Annotated in this window: 18 protein-coding genes; 7 read left to right on the top strand and 11 right to left on the bottom strand. The window is 67.3% G+C overall.

Going from position 1 to position 18144, the window contains the following annotated elements; genetic code table 11:
- Window positions 1-5: 5 nt before the first annotated feature.
- Window positions 6-1940 carry an AMP-dependent synthetase/ligase gene (locus AC1RDS_RS12210; protein WP_092697497.1) on the bottom strand — a complete coding sequence of 645 codons (1935 nt, stop codon included), beginning with the start codon at window positions 1938-1940 and terminating at the stop codon, window positions 6-8.
- A 206-nt stretch (window positions 1941-2146) separates the two neighbouring features.
- Between AC1RDS_RS12210 and AC1RDS_RS12205 the strand changes: the two genes are divergently transcribed.
- A complete protein-coding gene (locus AC1RDS_RS12205; RefSeq protein WP_287878620.1) occupies window positions 2147-2872 on the top strand; it encodes a Crp/Fnr family transcriptional regulator in 726 nt (241 codons plus the stop codon).
- A gap of 416 nt (window positions 2873-3288) precedes the next feature.
- A complete protein-coding gene (locus AC1RDS_RS12200; protein WP_425285648.1) occupies window positions 3289-4089 on the top strand; it encodes a pseudouridine synthase in 801 nt (266 codons plus the stop codon).
- An 84-nt stretch (window positions 4090-4173) separates the two neighbouring features.
- On the opposite strand, the gene AC1RDS_RS12195 is transcribed toward AC1RDS_RS12200, so the two are convergent.
- The 3 genes from AC1RDS_RS12195 to aqpZ are packed head-to-tail and all read right to left on the bottom strand — an operon-like array spanning window position 4174 to window position 5980.
- A complete protein-coding gene (locus tag AC1RDS_RS12195) occupies window positions 4174-4677 on the bottom strand; it encodes an SRPBCC family protein (protein ID WP_092697499.1) in 504 nt (167 codons plus the stop codon).
- 13 nt (window positions 4678-4690) lie between these two features.
- Window positions 4691-5275 carry a DUF1571 domain-containing protein gene (locus AC1RDS_RS12190; protein WP_287878616.1) on the bottom strand — a complete coding sequence of 195 codons (585 nt, stop codon included), beginning with the start codon at window positions 5273-5275 and terminating at the stop codon, window positions 4691-4693.
- 42 nt (window positions 5276-5317) lie between these two features.
- Entirely contained in the window at window positions 5318-5980 is a 663-nt protein-coding gene (gene aqpZ, locus AC1RDS_RS12185) for an aquaporin Z (protein WP_492227068.1), read from the bottom strand.
- Between aqpZ and AC1RDS_RS12180 the strand changes: the two genes are divergently transcribed.
- The 4 genes from AC1RDS_RS12180 (at window position 5903) to AC1RDS_RS12165 (ending at window position 9838) form a co-directional block, all read left to right on the top strand.
- Window positions 5903-6196 (top strand): hypothetical protein, encoded by a 294-nt coding sequence (locus AC1RDS_RS12180; RefSeq protein WP_492227069.1) that lies wholly within the window; start codon window positions 5903-5905, stop codon window positions 6194-6196. The genes aqpZ and AC1RDS_RS12180 overlap by 78 nt on opposite strands.
- Before the next feature lie 127 nt (window positions 6197-6323).
- On the top strand, window positions 6324-8297 hold the full coding sequence (gene htpG, locus AC1RDS_RS12175) for a molecular chaperone HtpG (protein ID WP_492227057.1): 1974 nt from the start codon (window positions 6324-6326) through the stop codon (window positions 8295-8297).
- Window positions 8298-8320: 23 nt separating this feature from the next.
- Entirely contained in the window at window positions 8321-8755 is a 435-nt protein-coding gene (locus AC1RDS_RS12170) for a hypothetical protein (protein ID WP_492227056.1), read from the top strand.
- A gap of 90 nt (window positions 8756-8845) precedes the next feature.
- On the top strand, window positions 8846-9838 hold the full coding sequence (locus AC1RDS_RS12165) for a Bug family tripartite tricarboxylate transporter substrate binding protein (protein ID WP_492227055.1): 993 nt from the start codon (window positions 8846-8848) through the stop codon (window positions 9836-9838).
- Between the two features lie 80 nt (window positions 9839-9918).
- On the opposite strand, the gene AC1RDS_RS12160 is transcribed toward AC1RDS_RS12165, so the two are convergent.
- The 6 genes from AC1RDS_RS12160 to AC1RDS_RS12135 all read right to left on the bottom strand — a co-directional run bounded on the left by AC1RDS_RS12160 (window position 9919) and on the right by AC1RDS_RS12135 (window position 15366).
- Window positions 9919-10959 (bottom strand): serine/threonine protein kinase, encoded by a 1041-nt coding sequence (locus tag AC1RDS_RS12160; protein ID WP_492227054.1) that lies wholly within the window; start codon window positions 10957-10959, stop codon window positions 9919-9921.
- 162 nt (window positions 10960-11121) lie between these two features.
- A complete protein-coding gene (locus AC1RDS_RS12155; protein ID WP_492227053.1) occupies window positions 11122-12558 on the bottom strand; it encodes a serine/threonine protein kinase in 1437 nt (478 codons plus the stop codon).
- Window positions 12555-13322, bottom strand: coding sequence for a metallophosphoesterase family protein (locus AC1RDS_RS12150; protein WP_287878597.1), 768 nt, complete (start codon window positions 13320-13322; stop codon window positions 12555-12557). Before AC1RDS_RS12150 ends, AC1RDS_RS12155 begins: the two co-directional genes overlap by 4 nt.
- A gap of 107 nt (window positions 13323-13429) precedes the next feature.
- Window positions 13430-13846, bottom strand: a complete 417-nt coding sequence (locus AC1RDS_RS12145; protein ID WP_287878594.1) for an organic hydroperoxide resistance protein — start codon at window positions 13844-13846, stop codon at window positions 13430-13432.
- A gap of 67 nt (window positions 13847-13913) precedes the next feature.
- On the bottom strand, window positions 13914-14375 hold the full coding sequence (locus tag AC1RDS_RS12140; RefSeq protein WP_092697507.1) for a MarR family winged helix-turn-helix transcriptional regulator: 462 nt from the start codon (window positions 14373-14375) through the stop codon (window positions 13914-13916).
- A 142-nt stretch (window positions 14376-14517) separates the two neighbouring features.
- Window positions 14518-15366, bottom strand: a complete 849-nt coding sequence (locus tag AC1RDS_RS12135; protein ID WP_092697508.1) for a 3-hydroxybutyryl-CoA dehydrogenase — start codon at window positions 15364-15366, stop codon at window positions 14518-14520.
- 115 nt (window positions 15367-15481) lie between these two features.
- Here AC1RDS_RS12135 and AC1RDS_RS12130 point away from each other — a divergent pair, with 115 nt between their 5' ends.
- The gene (locus tag AC1RDS_RS12130) at window positions 15482-17071 is read left to right on the top strand and encodes a GMC family oxidoreductase (RefSeq protein WP_492227052.1); all 1590 of its coding nucleotides are present in this window, start codon (window positions 15482-15484) and stop codon (window positions 17069-17071) included.
- A 73-nt stretch (window positions 17072-17144) separates the two neighbouring features.
- Here AC1RDS_RS12130 and AC1RDS_RS12125 read toward each other — a convergent pair whose 3' ends face one another.
- Window positions 17145-17981, bottom strand: coding sequence for an ABC transporter permease (locus AC1RDS_RS12125; protein ID WP_287878589.1), 837 nt, complete (start codon window positions 17979-17981; stop codon window positions 17145-17147).
- Window positions 17982-18144: the final 163 nt, after the last annotated feature.

Raw genomic sequence — 18144 nt, 5'->3', positions numbered from 1 at the left:
GTGTCTCAGGCGGCGGCCTTGGCAGGCGCATGGGTCTTGGCGTCGAGGATCTTGAGCGTGGCGCTCACGCTGCCGGTGCGGCCATCCTCGAACTTGACCTGGGTTTCGATGAACTGCTCGGCCTTGCCCGTGTAGAGCGCGTCCACCAGCACGGCGTATTTCTCGGCAATGAAATTGCGGCGCACCTTGCGGGTGCGGGTGAGCTCGTCGTCGTCGGGGTCCAGTTCCTTGTGCAGCACCAGAAAGCGCGCCACCTGGGTGTCGGCCATGCCGGCCTCGGCGGCCAGATCGGCGTTGACCTGGGCAATGCAGTCCGCAATCAGCTGCAGCACCTGCGGCTTGGAGGCCAGGTCCACGTAGCCGCCGTAGGGCAGGCCCTGGCGCTCGGCCCAGTTGCCCACGGCTTCATAGTCGATGTTGATGAAGGCGCAGACCTGGTCGCGGTGGTGGCCGAAGCACACCACCTCCTTGATCTGCGGGAAGAACTTGAGCTTGTTCTCGATGTAGTTGGGCGCGAACATGGCGCCGCCATGGAGCTTGCCCACGTCCTTGGCGCGGTCGATGATGCGCAGGTGTCCGTCTTCATCGAGCACGCCGGCATCGCCGGTGTGGAAGTAGCCGTCGGCGTCGATCACCTCGGCGGTGGCGTCCGGGCGCTTGTAGTACTCCTTGAGCACCGACACGCCCCTGACCAGCACCTCGCCGTTGTCGGCGATCTTGAGCTCGATGCCCGGTGCGGCCTGGCCCACGGTGTTGAGCTTGACCTGGCGGTTCTTCTGGATGCACACGTAGGCGCAGGTTTCGGTCTGGCCGTAAAGCTGCTTGAGGTTGATGCCGATCGAGCGGAAGAAACGGAACAGGTCGGGGCCGATGGCAGCGCCGGCGGTGTACGCCACGCGCAGGCGCGACAGGCCCAGCACATTGCGCAGCGGCCCATAGATGGCGATGTCGCCCAGGCGGTAGAGGATGCGGTCCGACAGCGCCACGGGCTTGCCGTCCAGGATGTCGGAACCCACGCGGCGGGCCAGGTTCATGCACCGGGCATAGAGCCAGCGTTTCGCGGGCGCGGCGTCTTCCATGCGGATGGAGACCGAGGTCAGCATGCCCTCGAACACGCGCGGCGGCGCGAAATAGTAGGTGGGGCCGATTTCGCGCAGGTCGATGTTGACGGTGCTGGCCGACTCGGGGCAATTGATGGTGAAGCCCGCCACCAGCCATTGCGCGAGCGAGAACAGGTGGTCGCCCACCCAGGCCGGGGGCAGGTAGGAGATGACGTTGTCGTTGGGGTTCAGTCCATCGACTTCTACCCCGCCTTGCGCCGATGCGATGAAGCTGGCGTGGGTCTGGCACACGCCCTTGGGCTTGCCGGTGGTGCCCGAGGTGTAGAGGATCACCGACACATCGTCGGGCTGGTTCCTGGCCACCATGGCATCCCAGGCGCCGGGGTGCGCGCGGTCCCATTCGGCGCCCAGGGCCAGGAGCTTTTCGGTGCTGATCAGGCCGGGCTGGTCGTAGTCGCGCAGGCCGCGCGGATCGTCGTAAATGATGTGCGCGATGCCGGGCAGGGTCTCGCGCACTTCCAGCAGCTTGTCCACCTGCTCCTGGTTTTCGGTGAAGACAAACCGGACCTCGGCGTCTTCCATGACGAAGGCCATCTCGGATGCCACGGCATCCTGGTACAGGGGAATGGGAATACCGCCCAGGCTTTGTACGGCAATGAAGCCCATGTAGAGGTGGGGGCGGTTGTCGCCCACCAGCGCGAGGTTCTGGCCCCGCTCCAGTCCGAGGGCTGCCAGGCCGCAGGCCATGTGGCGCACGGTTTCGGCGGCCTCCTGCCAGCTCCAGGTTTGCCAGATGCCGTATTCTTTTTCGCGCAGCGCCGGGGCCGTGGGGCGCTCGGCGGCATGCTGGAGCAGCAGTTGCGGGAACGTGGTCTTCATTCCGGTTCCTAATAAGGGTGGTGTCAGCCCGGTGGCTGCCGGGCGCGCTGCAGGCTGGGGCAGTGCATTGGGTTCCATGCTAGGACGGGCTTTGACGCTGGCATGTCTTTCGGACGACAATTTGCGGGAAAGTCCTCATGGGGTTGAACCCTTGATGCCCGGTCCAACGAAAGCAACCGACTCTGCACCGCCCCGAAGACACGCACATGACCCACGATCTGTCCCTGCACCAGCGCCGCCGTCCGCCCACCGAGGCGGAACTGGACGATATCCCGTGGCTGGCCCCGCTGCTGCCCGCAGAACGCGAGCGCGCCGTGGACTCGCTGCGGGTGGGGGACGCGAAAGCGGGCGACTTTGTCTGCCGTCTCGGACGGCCGGTGACCTACTGGTTTGGCGTGGTAGAGGGCCTGCTCAAGATGAGCAGCGACAACGCCCAGGGCCAGACCATGACCTTCACCGGCGTGCCGCCCGGCGGCTGGTTTGGCGAGGGCACCGCGCTCAAGCGCGAGCCCTACCGCTACAACATCCAGGCCCTGCGCAAGAGCGTGGTGGCGGGGCTGCCGATCGACACCTTCCACTGGCTGCTGGACCACTCCATCGGTTTCAACCGCTTCGTGATGAACCAGCTCAACGAGCGCCTGGCCCAGTTCATTGCCGCGCGCGAGATCGACCGGCTGAACAACCCCGATGTGCGGGTGGCGCGCAGCCTGGCCTCGCTGTTCAACCCCGTGCTGTATCCCGGCGTGGGCGAGGTGTTGCGCATCACGCAGCAGGAGCTGGCCTATCTGGTGGGGCTGTCGCGCCAGCGGGTCAACGAGGCCCTGGCGGCGCTGGAGCGGCAAGGGGCCATTCGCATCGAATATGGCGGGCTGCGGGTACTGGATCTGTGCGCCTTGCGGTCCAGCATCTTTCAGCGGAAAGAAGCCGGGTAGCTGTCGCATTGCGCGGCCTTTGCCGGCCGGTGATTTTTTGGCCTGGCAGGCGCGCCAGGCTCAGCGCCATGGGGCAGCCTGGCTTGGCAGGCGAAAATACGCACATGTCTTCTTCCCGCCCCCGCCCGCCTGCCGGCCCCGCTGCCGCCCCCGCCTCCGACGCGGGCGGCCCACCCGCTTCTGTGCCTGCAGCGCCCGCAGCCGCCCCCGCGCGCGCCGTGCTGCGCCGCCCCACCGTGGCGGCCAAGGCAGCGCCTGTCCGGCCTGCCCCGCCGCCCCGGCCCTCCAGGGGCCCCGCGCCCCCCAACTACCGCACGGCGTCGGGCCCGTTTGTGGCACCGGTTCGCCAGGCGCCCGTGCGGGCGGCCCCTGCAGTCGCTGCCAACGGGCTGGTCACGTCCCGCCTGAACAAACGCATGGCCGAGCTGGGCCTGTGCTCGCGCCGCGAGGCCGACGACTGGATTGCCCAGGGCTGGGTCAAGGTCAACGGCGAGGTGGCGGAGATGGGCCTGCAGGTCACGGCCGCCGACCGCATCGAGGTGGACAAGGTCGCCCAGGGTTTTCAGGAACAGCGCGTCACCATCCTGCTGCACAAGCCCATGGGTTATGTCAGCGGCCAGGCCGAGGACGGCCATACGCCCGCCGTGGCACTGATCAACCCGCGCACGCACTGGCGCGATGATCCCAGCCGCATCCGGTTTTCGCCGCCGCAGCTGCGCGGACTGGCGCCCGCCGGGCGGCTCGATATCGACTCGGTGGGCCTGCTGGTGCTGACACAGGACGGCCGCGTGGCCCGCCAGCTGATTGGCGAGGACTCCACGATCGACAAGGAATATCTGGTGCGCGTGGTTTACGAAGGGCCCGGCCAGGCCGCGCCACGGCACCCCGGCGAGCGCAGCGCACCACTGCAGGAAATCAACGAACGCGACCCCGTCAGCACCAACGTGCAGGCGGTGTTTCCGCCCGAACTGCTGGCGCGCCTGCGCCACGGCCTGAGCCTGGACGGCCAGCCGCTCAAGCCGGCCAAGGTGGAGTGGCAGAACCCCGAGCAACTGCGCTTCGTGCTCACCGAGGGCAAGAAGCGCCAGATCCGCCGCATGTGCGAGCAGGTCGGCCTCAAGGTGGTGGGACTCAAGCGCATCCGCATGGGCCGCGTGGTGCTGGGCAACCTGCCTGTTGGGCAATGGCGCTACCTGGCGCCGGGCGAGCGGTTCTGATGCGTTGAATGCTGCAAAAAAGTGAGCTGATGGCGCGTGCCGTTGGGCGGTTCCAGAGGGAAATTTCTCCTTCAGGTAAAAGCGTCACACGCTCTCTTTTTTGACAGTGCTGCCGGCCGCGCTGCGTGCCAGGAGGCGTTCCAGTCCCCGGCCCCCGGCCCGCATGAGCTGGTCGTGGTTCCAGCGCAGCAGCGGCCGGGTCAGCGGTGCGAGGCGGTTCAGCCAGACGCCGGTGGTGTGCACCTGCCAGTCGAAGCAGACGGTGGTCTGCCCCTGGGCATGGCCCAGGCGGCAGCGGCCCATGCCCACGAGGTCGCCACAGGCCCGCCCCTCGATCCGCTGTTGCGGGCTGATATCCGTGACCCGGGCGTTGAAGCGCAGGTGCAGGGGCAGGGCGCCGCGGCAGGTGTAGCGCCGCAGCGCGCCCAGGCCCTGGGCATCGCCGGGCTCCAGGGTCACGCAGTCCATGCCCGGCCACCAGGTCGACCAGTGCTCCGCATCGACGATGGCGTTCCATACGGCGTCCAGCGGTGCGTCAAAGCCCCAGCGCGTGGTCAGGCGGTAAACGGTGGCGGAAGGTGCGCGCATGCGGGGCGAATGCTCAGGGGGTGAAGAAATGCTCGGGAAATCGCACGTCGATTTGCGCATCGCCCATGTCCACGCTCTCCAGCAGGCCCGCGTTGGCCGCGAAGCTGTCCATCCGCAGCGGGAACAGGGTGTCGCTGGCCAGCCATACCCGATAGCGCTGCACCGTGTCCGCGCCGCCGCCGGGCGGCCCGGTGATGTCCAGGGCGGTCGCCGGCTGGCCGGCCCACGCCGCCGCGTCCGGTGGCGACATGCTGCCGCGCTGGCGCAGCGCCAGCATGTTGCCCAGCAGCACGCCCACATCCGAGCGATCGACGCGGTGGCCGTGCGGGTTGTGCAGCAGCGGATGGTCCGGCGCCAGGTCCAGCGCCGGCCAATGGCCCAGGCCGAAGGGCCACAGCCGCACGCGCCGGGTGTCCGGGGCATAGACCAGCATGGCACCCCGGTGCGGCTGCTCGAATTCCATGCGCACCCACCCCGGCTTGCGGTAGAAGTAGCGGATCACCTCCTGCACGCCCGCGCCATGGGTGGAGCGCAGCGTGACCTGGTAGCTCTGCAGTGCGCCAAAGCGGGCTTCGGCGTCGGTCAGCGGGTCGACCATGCCATGCGCGGGCCGCGTGGTGGTCGGAGGTCGGTGCGGGGCTCAGTCTTCCTGCCCGTTCGACAGCAGGCTCCGGTAGATCAGGGCGCCAATGGCCGCACCCAGGAGGGGGGCCACCCAGAAAACCCAGAGCTGGCCCATGGCGATCTCGGGGCCGAACACGGCCACGCCGGTGGAGCGTGCGGGGTTGACGGAGGTGTTGGTCACGGGAATGGAAATCAGGTGAATCAAGGTCAGGCACAGGCCGATGGCCAGGCCGGCGAAGCCGCTCGCGGCCCGCCGCGCCGTGGCGCCCAGGATTACGATGAGGAAGATGGCCGTCAGCACCACCTCGATCACCAGCGCCGACACCAGCCCGTACCCGCCGGGCGAATGTGCGCCATAGCCGTTGGTGGCAAAGCCGCCCAGCTCGGCGCCGGGCTTGCCGGTGGCAACCGCGTACAGCACCGCCCCTGCCGCGATGGCGCCCAGCACCTGGGCAATGACATAGCCGGGCAGTTCCGACGCCTTGAAGCGCCCGCCCACCACCAGACCCAGCGAAACGGCCGGGTTGAAATGCCCGCCCGAGATCGGGCCGAGCGCGTAGGCCCCGGTAAGCACCGTCAGGCCAAAGGCCAGCGCCACGCCATGAAAGCCGATGCCAAGTTGCGGAAAGGCAGCGGCCAACACCGCGCTGCCGCAGCCGCCAACACCGCGCTGCCGCAGCCGCCAAAGGTGAGCCAGAACGTGCCGATGAATTCGGCGGACCATTTCTTGACGTTGCTGTCCATGGTGATACTCCCTGGAAGAAAAGTGTGGTGGCGGTATTGGCGGCAGCCAGCTCTGCTTGCGCAGAACCGCACCACAATAACCCTAAATGTTGAAAAAGACGAGCGATGGCCTCATTTGGCAATGAATTGTCAAACGTTGCATCCATCCTGAGCCCGTGCGGCCCGGTGGGGGTGGGCTTGCTTGGCACGCCGGCCCTTGCGCGCTATGGATAATTTGCCCCGCGCCCCCAGCTACGGGCCGTTCCCCTTTTTCATTGATGGCACCAGAAACCGACACCATGAGCAAACAAACCCTGTCTTTCCAGGCCGAAGTGGCCCAGTTGCTGCACCTTGTCACCCATTCTCTGTATTCCAACCAGGAAATCTTCCTGCGCGAGCTGGTCTCCAACGCCTCCGATGCCTGCGACAAGCTGCGCTTTGAAGCGCTGAACAACAACGCCTTGTACGAAGACGCCCCCAACGTCGAAGTGCGGGTCACCTTCGACAAGGCAGCCAGGACGCTGACCATCACCGACAACGGCATCGGCATGAGCGCGCAGGAGGCCATCGACCACCTGGGCACCATTGCCAAGAGCGGCACCAAGGACTTCATGGGCAAGCTCTCGGGTGACCAGAAGCAGGATGCCCAGCTCATCGGCCAGTTCGGCGTGGGCTTCTATTCGGGCTTCATCGTGGCCGACAAGATCACCGTGGAATCGCGCCGCGCGGGCCTGAAGGCCGACGAAGGCGTGCGCTGGGTGAGCGGCGGCAGCGGCGATTTCGAGGTCGAGACCATCACCCGCCCCGCGCGCGGCACCAGCGTCATCCTGCACCTGCGCGACGATGCCGAGGAATACCTCAACGCCTGGAAGCTCAAGCAGGTCATCGCCAAATACTCCGACCACATCAGCCTGCCCATCCTGATGGAAAAGGAAGAGTGGAAAGACGGCGAGCTCATCAACCCCAATGACGAAAACGGCGGCCGCCAGCCCGGCGGCATGGTCAAGACCGGCGAGTGGGAAACCATCAACAAGGCCAGCGCCCTGTGGACGCGCCCCAAGAAGGACATCACCGACGAGCAGTACGCCGAGTTCTACAAGACCATCAGCCACGACCACGAGGCCCCGCTGACCTGGGCGCACAACCGCGTCGAGGGCAACACCGAATACACGCAGTTGCTCTACATCCCCGCCAAGGCCTCGTTCGATTTGTGGAACCGCGACAAGAAGGCCGGCGTGAAGCTGTATGTGAAGCGCGTGTTCATCATGGACGACGCCGAGGCGCTGATGCCCAGCTACCTGCGCTTCGTCAAGGGCGTGATCGACTCGGCCGACCTGCCGCTCAACGTGAGCCGCGAGCTGCTGCAGGAAAGCCGCGACGTGCGCGCCATCCGCGAGGGCAGCACCAAGCGTGTGCTGAGCATGCTGGAAGACCTGGCCAAGCACGACCGGCATGACACCACGCAGAATGCCGATGGCGTGACCGATGTGGTCGATGCCGACGACAAGGCCAAGGAAGGCAAGTACACCGCGTTCTACAGCGAGTTTGGCGCCGTGCTGAAGGAAGGCCTGGGCGAAGACTTCGGCAACCGCGAGCGCCTGGCCAAGCTGCTGCGCTTTGCCAGCACCAGCAGCGACACCCTCACTGTGGGCTTTGCCGACTACAAGGCGCGCATGAAGGAAGGCCAGGAGGCCATCTACTACATCACCGCCGACACCCTGGCGGCCGCCAAGAACAGTCCGCAGCTCGAAGTCTTCAAGAAGAAGGGCATCGAGGTGCTCTTGATGACCGACCGCGTGGACGAGTGGGCGCTGAACTACCTGCACGACTTTGACGGCACGCCGCTGCAAAGCGTGGCCAAGGGCGCGGTGGACCTGGGCAAGCTGCAGGACGAAGCCGAGAAAAAGGCCGCAGAAGAAGCCGCCGAAGCCTTCAAGCCCGTGCTGGCCAAGCTGAAAGAGGCGCTCAAGGACAAGGCCGAGGACGTGCGCGTGACCTCGCGCCTGGTGGATTCGCCCGCCTGCCTGGTGGTGCAGGACGACGGCATGAGCACCCAGCTCGTCCGCATGCTCAAGCAGGCCGGCCAGCAGGCCCCCGAAACCAAGCCGGTGCTGGAGGTGAACCCCGAGCACGCGCTGGTGAAAAAGCTCGACGGCAGCGTGCACTTCCACGACCTGGCGCACATCCTGTTCGACCAGGCCCTGCTGGCCGAAGGTGGCCTGCCCGAGGACCCGTCGGCCTACGTCAAGCGCGTCAACGCGCTGCTGGCGTAAGCCGCACCGCGCAAAGCCTGGCCATGCTGACCTTGTCGCGAGCACTGCCCTGCGTCGCACTGGTGCTGGCCGCCATGCTGTCGGGCTGCGGCTCGGTGGGCGCCGGCGTGGGCATTGGCATCCCCGTCGGCCCCGTCTCCGTGGGCGTGGGGGTGGGCAGTGGCGGGGTCAGCGCCGGCGTGGGCGCGGGCGCCGGGCCGTTGGGCGTGGGTGTCGGCGTCAACCAGCGCGGGCAGGTGGTGGGCGGCGCGGGCGTTGGTGCATCCACCGGCGTGGGCGGCGCCCGCGTTGGTGCAGGCGTGGGCACATCGACCGTGCTGCATGACCCGCAGCGGCCTGCAGCGGCCCCCGATATCCCCGCCGACGCACCCGCCCCAGCACCCGACCCTGGCCAGATCCAGTGGCGCGACTCCAGCGGCCGGATCGTGCCTGCCTGCAGGGTGCACGGGGGCTGCTGAAGCAGCCAGCGCTGCAGGTATCCCCTAATGGCATGGGGCGCCGCGTTCCCCCAACATCGTCATCCTTGATGACACAAACGGAGACGGCACATGAAGACCACAACCTTGCTGGCCACCCTGGCCCTGGCCCTGGGTGCCACCGGGCTCGCGCAGGCGCAAACCGGCGCCGCTGCCAACAACTACCCCAGCCGACCCATCACCCTGGTGGTGCCGGCTGGCGCAGGCGGCGGCACGGACGTGGTGGCGCGCGTGCTGGCCGACCAGCTGGGCAAGCGCCTGGGCCAGGCCGTGGTGGTGGACAACAAGACCGGCGCATCCGGCATGCTGGGCACCCAGGCCGTGGCCCGCGCCGCGCCCGACGGCCACACCTTGCTGGTGGCCTATTCCACGCCGGTGTTCTATGTCCACCACATGTTTGCCAAGGTGCCCTACGACATCCGCAAAGACTTCGAGTTCATCACCCAGCTGGCGTCCACCAGCCTGGTGTTGATGGTCAACGCCAACGTGCCGGTAAAAAACATGAAGGAATTCATGGCCTGGGCGCAGCAAAACAAGGGCAAGGTCAACTACGGCTCCTACGGCCAGGGCTCGGCGGGCCACCTGATGAGCGCCTACCTGAGTGATTCGCGCAAGCTGGACATGACCCACGTCGCCTACAAGAGCGAGGCGCCGCACATCCAGGACCTGGCGGGCGGCGTGGTGCCCTGGGGCCTGGGAACCGTCGCTGCGGCCCAGGGCGTGATCAAGGATCAGCGCGTGCGGCCGATCGCCATCTTTGGCCCCCGGCGCCTGGCCGACATGCCGGACGTCGCCACCATGGCCGAGCAGGGTTTCCCTGACGCCGAATTCAACACCGTCGCCTGGTTCACCCTGCTGGCGCCCGCCGGCACCCCCAAGCCCATCTTGCAGCGGCTGGAAAAAGAGACGGTGGAAATCATCCATTCCACCGCCATGAAGGCGCGCTTCCAGGTTTTTGGCCTGGAGGGCGTGCCAGGCGGGTCGGCCCAGTTCCGCAAAGACTTCGACGCCGTAGACCCTGTGATCCAGAAGCTGGTGAAAATCTCCGGCGTCAAAATGGACTGATCGGGCGCGGTGTTGGTAATGGAGAGGGCAGGAAGCATGTGCAGCGGAGTCGCTCCTGGCCGCATCCCGCCTTCCATGCCTCACCCTACCAGCGGCTCCTCCTGCATCGCCTCGATCTGCTCGTGCAGCATGTCCACCTGGCCCTTCCAGTAGTCGCTGCTGCCAAACCACGGAAAGTTGATCGGGAAGATCGGGTCTTGCCAGCGCCGGGCGAGCCAGGCGCTGTAGTGGATCAGGCGCAGCGTGCGCAGCGGTTCGATCAGGGCCAGCTCGCGCCGGTCAAAGCTGCGGAACTGTTCGTAGCCATCGAGCAGGGCGCCGAGCTGGTGCGTGCGCTGGCGCCGGTCGCCCGACAGCAGCATCCACAGGTCCTGCACGGCCGGGCCCATGCGGGCGTCGTCCAGGTCCACGAAGTGCGGGCCGCCGCGCCCCCATTCATCCAAGGGCGTCCACAGGATGTTGCCGGGATGGCAGTCGCCGTGCAGGCGCAGCATGGTCGCGTCTTTCAAGCCAAATGGGCCTGTGGTGCTTGTTTCGTTTGTGCTTGCAGCTATCAAATCAAGAGCTTGCTGGCAGGCGTTGCGCCAGGCCGATTGCACGTCGAGCGGGATCAGGTCGTGCGCCAGCAGCCAGTCGCGCGGCTCGGTGCCGAACTGCTGCAGGTCGAGCGCGGGGCGGTGCGTGAAGGGCTGCGCCGCACCCACGGTGTGGATGCGTGCCAGAAAGCGGCCAATCCATTCGAGCACCTCGAAATCGTCCAGCTCGGGCTGGCGCCCGCCGCGCCAGGGGCTGACGGAAAACTGGAAGCCGCCATGCGGGTGCAGCGTGCGCCCGCCCAGCACCAGCGGGCCCACGGCGGGCACTTCGGCGGCCATGAGGTCGGCGGCGAAGGCGTGTTCTTCGAGGATCTGGGCCTCGCTCCAGCGGCCGGGGCGGTAGAACTTGGCGACCACGCGTTCGCCGTCTTCCAGCGTGACCTGGTAAACACGGTTTTCGTAGGACGACAGCGCCATCAGCCGGCCGTCGCCATACAGGCCCACGCTGGCCAGTGCGTCGAGCACGGCGTCGGGGGTCAGGGTGGCAAAGGGGTGCGCACCAGGCGCTTCGGAGGAAATGTGCATCGGGCCATTGTCGCCCGGCCGCAGTGGCCCCACCGTGGGCATGGCAGGGCGCCTGGCATGACCAGAATCTTGGATGAATGGGCTCTGCCACCCGATGGCATTGCGCGAGAAGCGCTATTTTGAATAGAAAAAGACGGGTGGATGCGGCCGCCCCGTTGGGGCTTACTCGCTGTATTCGCGTGCCAGCTGGGCAAAGGGCAGGGCCTGCTTGACCAGGATGACGGTGCAGGGCGCGTCGCGGGCCACGCGCATGGGCACGGTGGCGATGAAGCGCTGGGTCTGCAGCCCATGCGTGGCGGCGCCCAGGATCATCATGCTGACCTGGTTGCCCTCGGCGTAGCGCACCAGCGCCTGGGCCACGTCGCCCGCTTCGAGGACGTGGTAGCTCACGCTGTGGTTCGCCAGGTCGAGCGGTTCGGCCCATTGCCGCAGACGCGCGCGGTGCTGGCGGTGCAGCGCGGTTTCGCTGCGTTCGCTGTCGGTGCTGCTGCTAGCCGAGGGCGAGATCACGGTGACGCAGGCCAGCCGGGCGCCCGGGCGGATGCCCAGCGAGCGCCCCACGGCCTGGCGCAGCGAGTACAGGGTGGCGTCGGTCACGTCGTCGTGCGGCACGGCCACCATGACGATGGGCACTTCTTCGATCTGGCGCGTAGGCAGCGGACTGGGCTGGTAGTGCATGCCGGCGGCCTTGATCCAGCGCTTGAAGTGTGTGCGTGCGCCCGGGCCGCGCTGGCGCTGGCCGCGCTCGGTGATGGGTACCTGGTCGGGGTGGGCCAGGTCGAAGGCCAGGTGGGCGGCCGACGGGTGGCGCCGGGCGGCCTCGGGTTCCAGGCAGCGCAGGATGGTTTCCTGCAGCCATTCGGGCAGGTCGGGGCGGTGCTGGCGCGGCGGTATGGGCGACATCCACAGGCGCTGGCGCAGACCGCCTGGCGTGGTGGGCGCGCCAAAGGGCAGCTCGCCCGTGGCCAGTTCGTACAGCATGACGCCGATGGCGAAGATGTCGCTGCGCGGATCGCCGCGCACGCCCACCACCTGCTCGGGCGCGATCCAGGCGGGCGAGCCCACGGCGCGGCGCAGCTCTTCGGCCAGCAGGTCGGGGTAGTGGGCGTGGCACGACAGGCCAAAGTCGAGCAGCACGGCATGGTCGTCGTGGGTGAACAGCACGTTGCCGGGCTTGAGGTCGAGGTGGCAGACGTTTTGCTGGTGCAGGCTGTGCGCGGCACGCCCCATGGCGGCGCCCAGGCGGGCTATTGTGGCCACGTCGGGCCGCCCGGCTGCGTCCAGCCAGTGCTGCAGGGTGGGGCCCGTCAGGTATTCCATGACCAGGTAGGGCAGGCGCTCCAGGTCGCCCGCGGCGACAAAGCGCGGCACATGGGGGCCGGTGAGCACGGGCAGGATCTGCAGCTCGACCTCGAAGCTGACGATGTTCTCGGCGCCGTCGCCCGCCGTCATGCGCGGGATCTTCATGGCCAGGGGAAAACCCGGGTTGGGCGCGCCCACCGCGTATTCCACGCGGTAGATATGGGCCATGCCGCCCGAATGGATGCATTCGAGCACGGTGAAGCCATCGATTTCGGTGCTGGGTTCGAGCAGCTTCACCGGCCGGCCTCCAGCCGCAGGGCAAAGTAATCGGGCATGGCGTTTGTGGCCCGGATGGCGGCGGCAGCGGCGGCATGGTCGTAGGGCACGCGCTCAAAGCGCAGCAGCCAGGCGTCGGTGTCGAGCAGGGCGTACATGGCGCGCGGGTCACCGTCGCGCGGCTGGCCCACCGAGCCGATGGTGGCCACCCATTGCCGGCGTGGCGCCACCGGAATGGCCACGCCCGGCTGGGGCGCAAAGCGCATGAGCCCTCGCCCGGTGCCACGGTAGTACAGCGTCTGCCGGTGCACATGGCCGCAGAACACATGGCGGATGCCGGGGCGCTGGGCGGCGGCGTCCAGGCACTGGCCCGCCACGGCTTCGTTGTCCACATAGCGCCAGCGCTCGGGCGCGTCGGCGCTGGCATGCACCAGCAGGACGCCGCCCACCTCGGCGACGAGGGGCAGGTTGGCAAGAAAGGCGCGCTCCGGCGGCGTGAGCTGGTTGTGGGTCCAGCCGGCCCCCTGTGCGGCCACGGTGCTGGCGGCCCGGTCACCTGGAGCCGGGGGGTGCACGGCCAGGGCGTCGTGGTTGCCGCCGATCACGCAGTGGCCCTCTGCCACCAACGCCATGGCCTGCCGCACCACATAGCCGGGGTCGGCACCATAGCCCACCAGGTCGCCCAGCCAGGCAAAGTGCTGCGCGCCCTGCGCGCGGGCGTGGTCCATGCAGGCGTCGAGCGCCTGGCGGTTGGAATGAATGTCTGACAGCAGCGCCAGCTTCATCGGTGCCTCCTTGATGGCACCATCCTAGCCGAGGCCTGTCGGCATGCCACCAGAAGGCTGTGCCGGCGGGTCGCCGGAGCACCAGGCCTACCGGCGCTGCCGGTGCTTCAGACCAGTGTGAGCGTCACGTCGATGTTGCCACGCGTGGCGTTGGAGTAGGGGCAGACCTGGTGGGCGGCATCCACCAGGGCCTGCGCTGCTGCACGGTCCATGCCGGGCAGCTGGATGGCCATGCGCACGGCAATGCCATAGCCCGCGCCGAGCTTGCCCAGGTCCACGCTGGCGTCAATGGCCAGGTCCTGGGGCAGGGTGATCTTCTGCTGGCCGGCCACGGCCTTCATGGCGCCGATGAAGCAGGCCGAGTAGCCGGCCGCGAACAGTTGCTCAGGGTTGGTGCCCGTGCCGGAGGTGCCGGGGGGCGACAGCTGGATGTCCAGGCGGCCATCATCGGTGCGCGAGGCGCCGTCGCGGCCCCCGGTGGTGTGGGCGTGGGCGGTGTACAGAACTTTTTCAAGCGAGGCCATGGTGTCTTCCTTTGCAGGTAATGCCCGCAGCGCGGGACGGGGAGGGAACGTGAACGGGTGGATGCCATCAAGGCGCGCTCAGCCGGGCGCGCAGGGTCTTGAGCTGGCCGGTCAGTGCTGCCAGCTCGGGCCGCGTGCACTGGCTGCGCTGCAGCACGCAAGGCGGAATGCGTTCTGCGGCATCGCGCAGCGACCGCCCCGCGGGCGTCAGGCGGATGCGCACGCGCCGCTCGTCCTCGGCGTCGCGCAGGCGGGCAATCAGCCCCGATGTTTCGAGGCGTTTGAGCAGCGGGGTGAGCGTTCCCGAATCCAGGTACAGGCGCTCGCCCAGGGCGCTGACCGTGATGCCGTCGCCTTCCCACAGCACCAGCATCACCAGGTATTGCGGGTAGGTCAGGCCGATGGTGTCCAGCAGGGGCTTGTACAGCTTGGTCATGGCCAGTGAAGCCGAATACAGCGCAAAGCACACCTGGTTGTCCAGTTGCAGCGTGGCGGGGCTCGGTGAAAGGGGCGTGGTCTTGCGTGGCATGGCCTGTATTTTTGCTGGCAATTAAATTGTGTGAAATTTAATTGCCAAAAACCTTTATCGCGAGAAGGACTTCTGGCAACTCGCCGGGCCGAAAAAAGGCGCCCTCGGACGCCTTGTGCTGTGCCATGCGTTGCCGCAGGGCTCAGTAGCTGTAAACGCCCCGGCCGGTCTTGCGGCCCAGGCGGCCAGCGGCCACCATTTCGCGCAGCAGCGGGCAGGCGCGGTACTTGCTGTCGCCAAACTCGGCCAGGTACACGTCCATCACGGCCAGGCACACATCGAGGCCCACCATGTCGGCCAGGGCCAGCGGGCCGATGGGCTGGTTGCAGCCCAGCTTCATGCCGGCGTCGATGTCCTCGGGCGTGGCCAGGCCTTCGGCCAGCACGAAGAAGGCTTCGTTGATCATGGGCACCAGGATGCGGTTGACCACAAAGCCGGGAGCGTTTTTCACGGTGATGGGGCTCTTGCCCAGCGCCTCGGCCATGGCCTTGACGGCGTCGTGCGTGGCATCGCTGGTCTGCAGGCCACGGATGATTTCCACCAGCGCCATCATCGGCACCGGATTGAAGAAGTGCATGCCGATGAACTTGTCGGCGCGGCTGGTGGCGGCGGCCAGCTTGGTGATGGAGATCGACGAAGTGTTGGAGGCGATGATCACGTCGGGGCCGACGATGCCGTCCACCTGCTGGAGGATCTTGAGCTTGAGCGCGTAGTTCTCGGTGGCGGCCTCGATCACCAGCTGGGCGGCCCTGAGTTCGTCGTAGCTGGTGGAGACCTTGATGCGCGCCAGGGCAGCGTCCTTGTCGGCGGCGCTGATCTTTTCCTTCTTGATCAGGCGGTCCAGGCTGCCGGCCACCGTGGCCAGGCCTTTTTGCACGGCGGCGTCAGAAATATCCACCATCACCACGTTGATGCCCGACACGGCGCAGGCCTGCGCGATGCCGTTGCCCATGGTGCCGGCACCAATGATGCCAACGGTTTGAATCGTCATAGAAAAAGCCCTCTTCATAAGTGAAACAGACAGCCGAGATGGTAAAGGGAGCGCATGTCCGTTCGGTTATCGTGTCCGCAGACCGCCGCACCACAGGCGGAAGAGACAAAAATCCATGTTCGACTACATCGTGATCGGAGGCGGATCGGCCGGCGCCGTGCTGGCAGGGCGCCTGACCGAAGACCCCGGTGTGCGCGTGTGCCTGCTGGAGGCAGGGCCCGCCGACAAAAGCGTTTTCATCCATTGTCCCGCCGGGCTGGCCGTGATGGCGAAGTTCGAACTCAACAGCTGGGGGCAGAACACCACGCCGCAGTCCGCGCTCAACGGGCGCCAGGGGTACCAGCCCCGGGGCAAGGTGCTGGGGGGATCGAGTTCGATCAATGCCATGGTGTACGTGCGCGGCCAGCATGCCGATTACGACCACTGGGCAGCGCAGGGCAATCCCGGTTGGGGCTGGGACGATGTCAAGCCCTACTTTTTGCGCGCCGAAAACAACGAACGCGGCGCGGACGCATGGCATGGCCAGGGCGGCCCGCTGAATGTGGCCGATCTGCGCGCGCCCCACCGGTTCAGCCGGTTTTTCACCGAGGCCGGGGTGCAGGCCGGCTACCCGCACAACCCCGATTTCAACGGCGCCAGGCAGGAAGGCGTGGGCCTGTACCAGGTCACGCAGAAGAACGGCGAGCGCCACAGCGTGGCCAAGGGCTATCTCACCCCGCACCTGGCGCGGCCCAACCTGCAGGTCATCACCCAGGCGCATGCCACGCGGGTGCTGCTGGAGGGCCGCCGCGCCGTGGGCGTGGAATACCGCCAGGGCGGCCAGCTGCACCAGGTACGGGCCGTGCGCGAGGTGCTGCTGAGCGCCGGCGCGCTGCTGTCGCCGCAGCTGCTGATGCTGTCGGGCATCGGCCCGGGGACGCAACTGCAGCGCCATGGCATCACGGTGCAGCACGACCTGCCTGGCGTGGGGGCGCACCTGCACGACCATCCGGACGTGGTGCAGGTCATGGATGCGCCGGGCCTGACCGATCTGTTCGGGCTGTCGCTGCCCGGCATGGTGAACCTGGTGCGCGGCATGCTGCGGTGGCGCCACAGCCGCACCGGCATGCTCACCACCAATTTCGCCGAGGCGGGGGGCTTCATCAGGAGCGATCCGTCCGAGCCGGCGCCTGATCTGCAACTGCATTTCGTGATCGGCAAGCTGCTGGACCATGGCCGCAAGACCGTGCTGGGCCATGGCTACTCGTCCCATGTCTGCCTGCTGCAGCCCAGGAGCCGCGGCACCGTCTCGCTGGCCAGCAAGGACCCGCTGCAGCTGCCGCTGGTGGACCCCCGTTTCCTGAGCGATCCCGACGACATGGCGCGCATGGTGCGCGGTGTGCAGCGGATGCGCCGCATCCTGGGTCAACCGGCGCTGGCGCGGTTCGGCGCGAAGGAGCTGGCTGCCTCGGCCGGCGCCCGCACCGATGCGCAGATCGAGCAGTTCATCCGCCAGCATGCCGACACCATCTACCACCCCGTGGGCTCCTGCCGCATGGGACTGGGTCCGCTGGATGTGGTGGATGCCCAGTTGCGCGTGCATGGCATGCAGGGGCTGCGCGTGGTGGACGCGTCCATCATGCCGCGCATCGTGAGCGGCAACACCAATGCACCCACGGTGATGATTGCCGAAAAGGCGGTGGACCTGCTGCGTGCCGCGGTGTAGGGCGGGGTGAGGATGTTGTTGGCTTGCAGCGCTGGTATGGCAAGCGCTGGCGGCTATACAAAGAATAGCTGAATCAGGCGCGAAAGCGCCGCCGCGTGAGCGCCAACGCCACCCAGAAAGCCGCCACGGTGGTGGCCACCAGCACCGCAGCGTGGCGCAGCGCGTGGTCGGGCCACTGATCCATGAACAGCGGCCGCACCAGCTCGACGGCATTGGTCAGCGGCAGCCAGTCGGAAATGGCGCGCACGATGGGCGGCAATTGCTCGCGCGGAAAGAACACGCCCGACAGGAACATCATGGGCGTGAGCACCAGCGTGAAGTAGTAGGTGAAGAAGTCGTAGCCCTTGGCCAGCGCGTTGAAGATGAGGGCAATGCTGGAGAACATGATGCCCACCCCCAGCAGCACCGGCCAGGCCACCAGCAGTTTGGGGCTGTGGCTGATGGAGAGCGCCAGCATCACGCCCATGATGGCGGTCACGGTGAACAGCGCCTTGAAGGCGGCCCACAGCATCTCGGCCAGCACCACGTCGTCCAGGCTGATGGGCGCGTTCATGATGCCGTCCCAGGTCTTTTGCACATGCATGCGCGAGAACGCCGAATACAGCGCCTCGAAGCTGGCGGCGTTCATGGCGCTCATGCAGATCGAGCCGCTGGCCAGGAACAGGATGTAGGGCACTTTTTGCCCATTCACGCTCAGCTCGCCCACCAGCGCGCCCATGCCGTAGCCAAAGGCCACCAGCCACATCAGCGGCTCGGCGATGTTGCCCACCAGGCTGGGAATGGCCAGCTTGCGCCACACCAGCAGGTTGCGCAGGAACACCGGCCAGCAGCGGGCGGAAAGGCGGGGTGCTCGCCATACCGACGCAATGGGCGGGGCGGCGGTGGTGGTTGGAGACGAGGCGGTAGGCATGGGCTGATTGTGCGATGTTGGCCGTCCAGAGGACAGCCCGGTTGTGTGCTGCGGCCATCGCTGAATGTCACCACCAACGCTTGGCCGCGGCATGGGGGTGGCCCTGGCGCGTGCGGCCGATGTGGACGCGGCGCGAAGCAACGCCAGGTTGGCCGTCAGCCAG

The organism is Acidovorax sp. GW823-FHT02H02 (assembly GCF_058797075.1).
Note: the sequence above shows the minus strand (reverse complement) of the source record. Positions and strands in the feature narration are given on the sequence as shown.

Coding starts and splice junctions, on each gene's coding strand:
- AC1RDS_RS12180 (WP_492227069.1), top strand. CDS start 5,903: ATGAAAGCCGATGCCAAGTTGCGGAAAGGCAGCGGCCAACACCGCGCT.
- AC1RDS_RS12125 (WP_287878589.1), bottom strand. CDS start 17,981: ATGCCTACCGCCTCGTCTCCAACCACCACCGCCGCCCCGCCCATTGCG.
- AC1RDS_RS12210 (WP_092697497.1), bottom strand. CDS start 1,940: ATGAAGACCACGTTCCCGCAACTGCTGCTCCAGCATGCCGCCGAGCGC.
- AC1RDS_RS12165 (WP_492227055.1), top strand. CDS start 8,846: ATGAAGACCACAACCTTGCTGGCCACCCTGGCCCTGGCCCTGGGTGCC.
- AC1RDS_RS12140 (WP_092697507.1), bottom strand. CDS start 14,375: ATGCCACGCAAGACCACGCCCCTTTCACCGAGCCCCGCCACGCTGCAA.
- AC1RDS_RS12145 (WP_287878594.1), bottom strand. CDS start 13,846: ATGGCCTCGCTTGAAAAAGTTCTGTACACCGCCCACGCCCACACCACC.
- AC1RDS_RS12205 (WP_287878620.1), top strand. CDS start 2,147: ATGACCCACGATCTGTCCCTGCACCAGCGCCGCCGTCCGCCCACCGAG.
- AC1RDS_RS12200 (WP_425285648.1), top strand. CDS start 3,289: ATGGCCGAGCTGGGCCTGTGCTCGCGCCGCGAGGCCGACGACTGGATT.
- AC1RDS_RS12195 (WP_092697499.1), bottom strand. CDS start 4,677: ATGCGCGCACCTTCCGCCACCGTTTACCGCCTGACCACGCGCTGGGGC.
- AC1RDS_RS12160 (WP_492227054.1), bottom strand. CDS start 10,959: ATGCACATTTCCTCCGAAGCGCCTGGTGCGCACCCCTTTGCCACCCTG.
- AC1RDS_RS12150 (WP_287878597.1), bottom strand. CDS start 13,322: ATGAAGCTGGCGCTGCTGTCAGACATTCATTCCAACCGCCAGGCGCTC.
- htpG (WP_492227057.1), top strand. CDS start 6,324: ATGAGCAAACAAACCCTGTCTTTCCAGGCCGAAGTGGCCCAGTTGCTG.
- AC1RDS_RS12135 (WP_092697508.1), bottom strand. CDS start 15,366: ATGACGATTCAAACCGTTGGCATCATTGGTGCCGGCACCATGGGCAAC.
- AC1RDS_RS12130 (WP_492227052.1), top strand. CDS start 15,482: ATGTTCGACTACATCGTGATCGGAGGCGGATCGGCCGGCGCCGTGCTG.
- AC1RDS_RS12190 (WP_287878616.1), bottom strand. CDS start 5,275: ATGGTCGACCCGCTGACCGACGCCGAAGCCCGCTTTGGCGCACTGCAG.
- AC1RDS_RS12170 (WP_492227056.1), top strand. CDS start 8,321: ATGCTGACCTTGTCGCGAGCACTGCCCTGCGTCGCACTGGTGCTGGCC.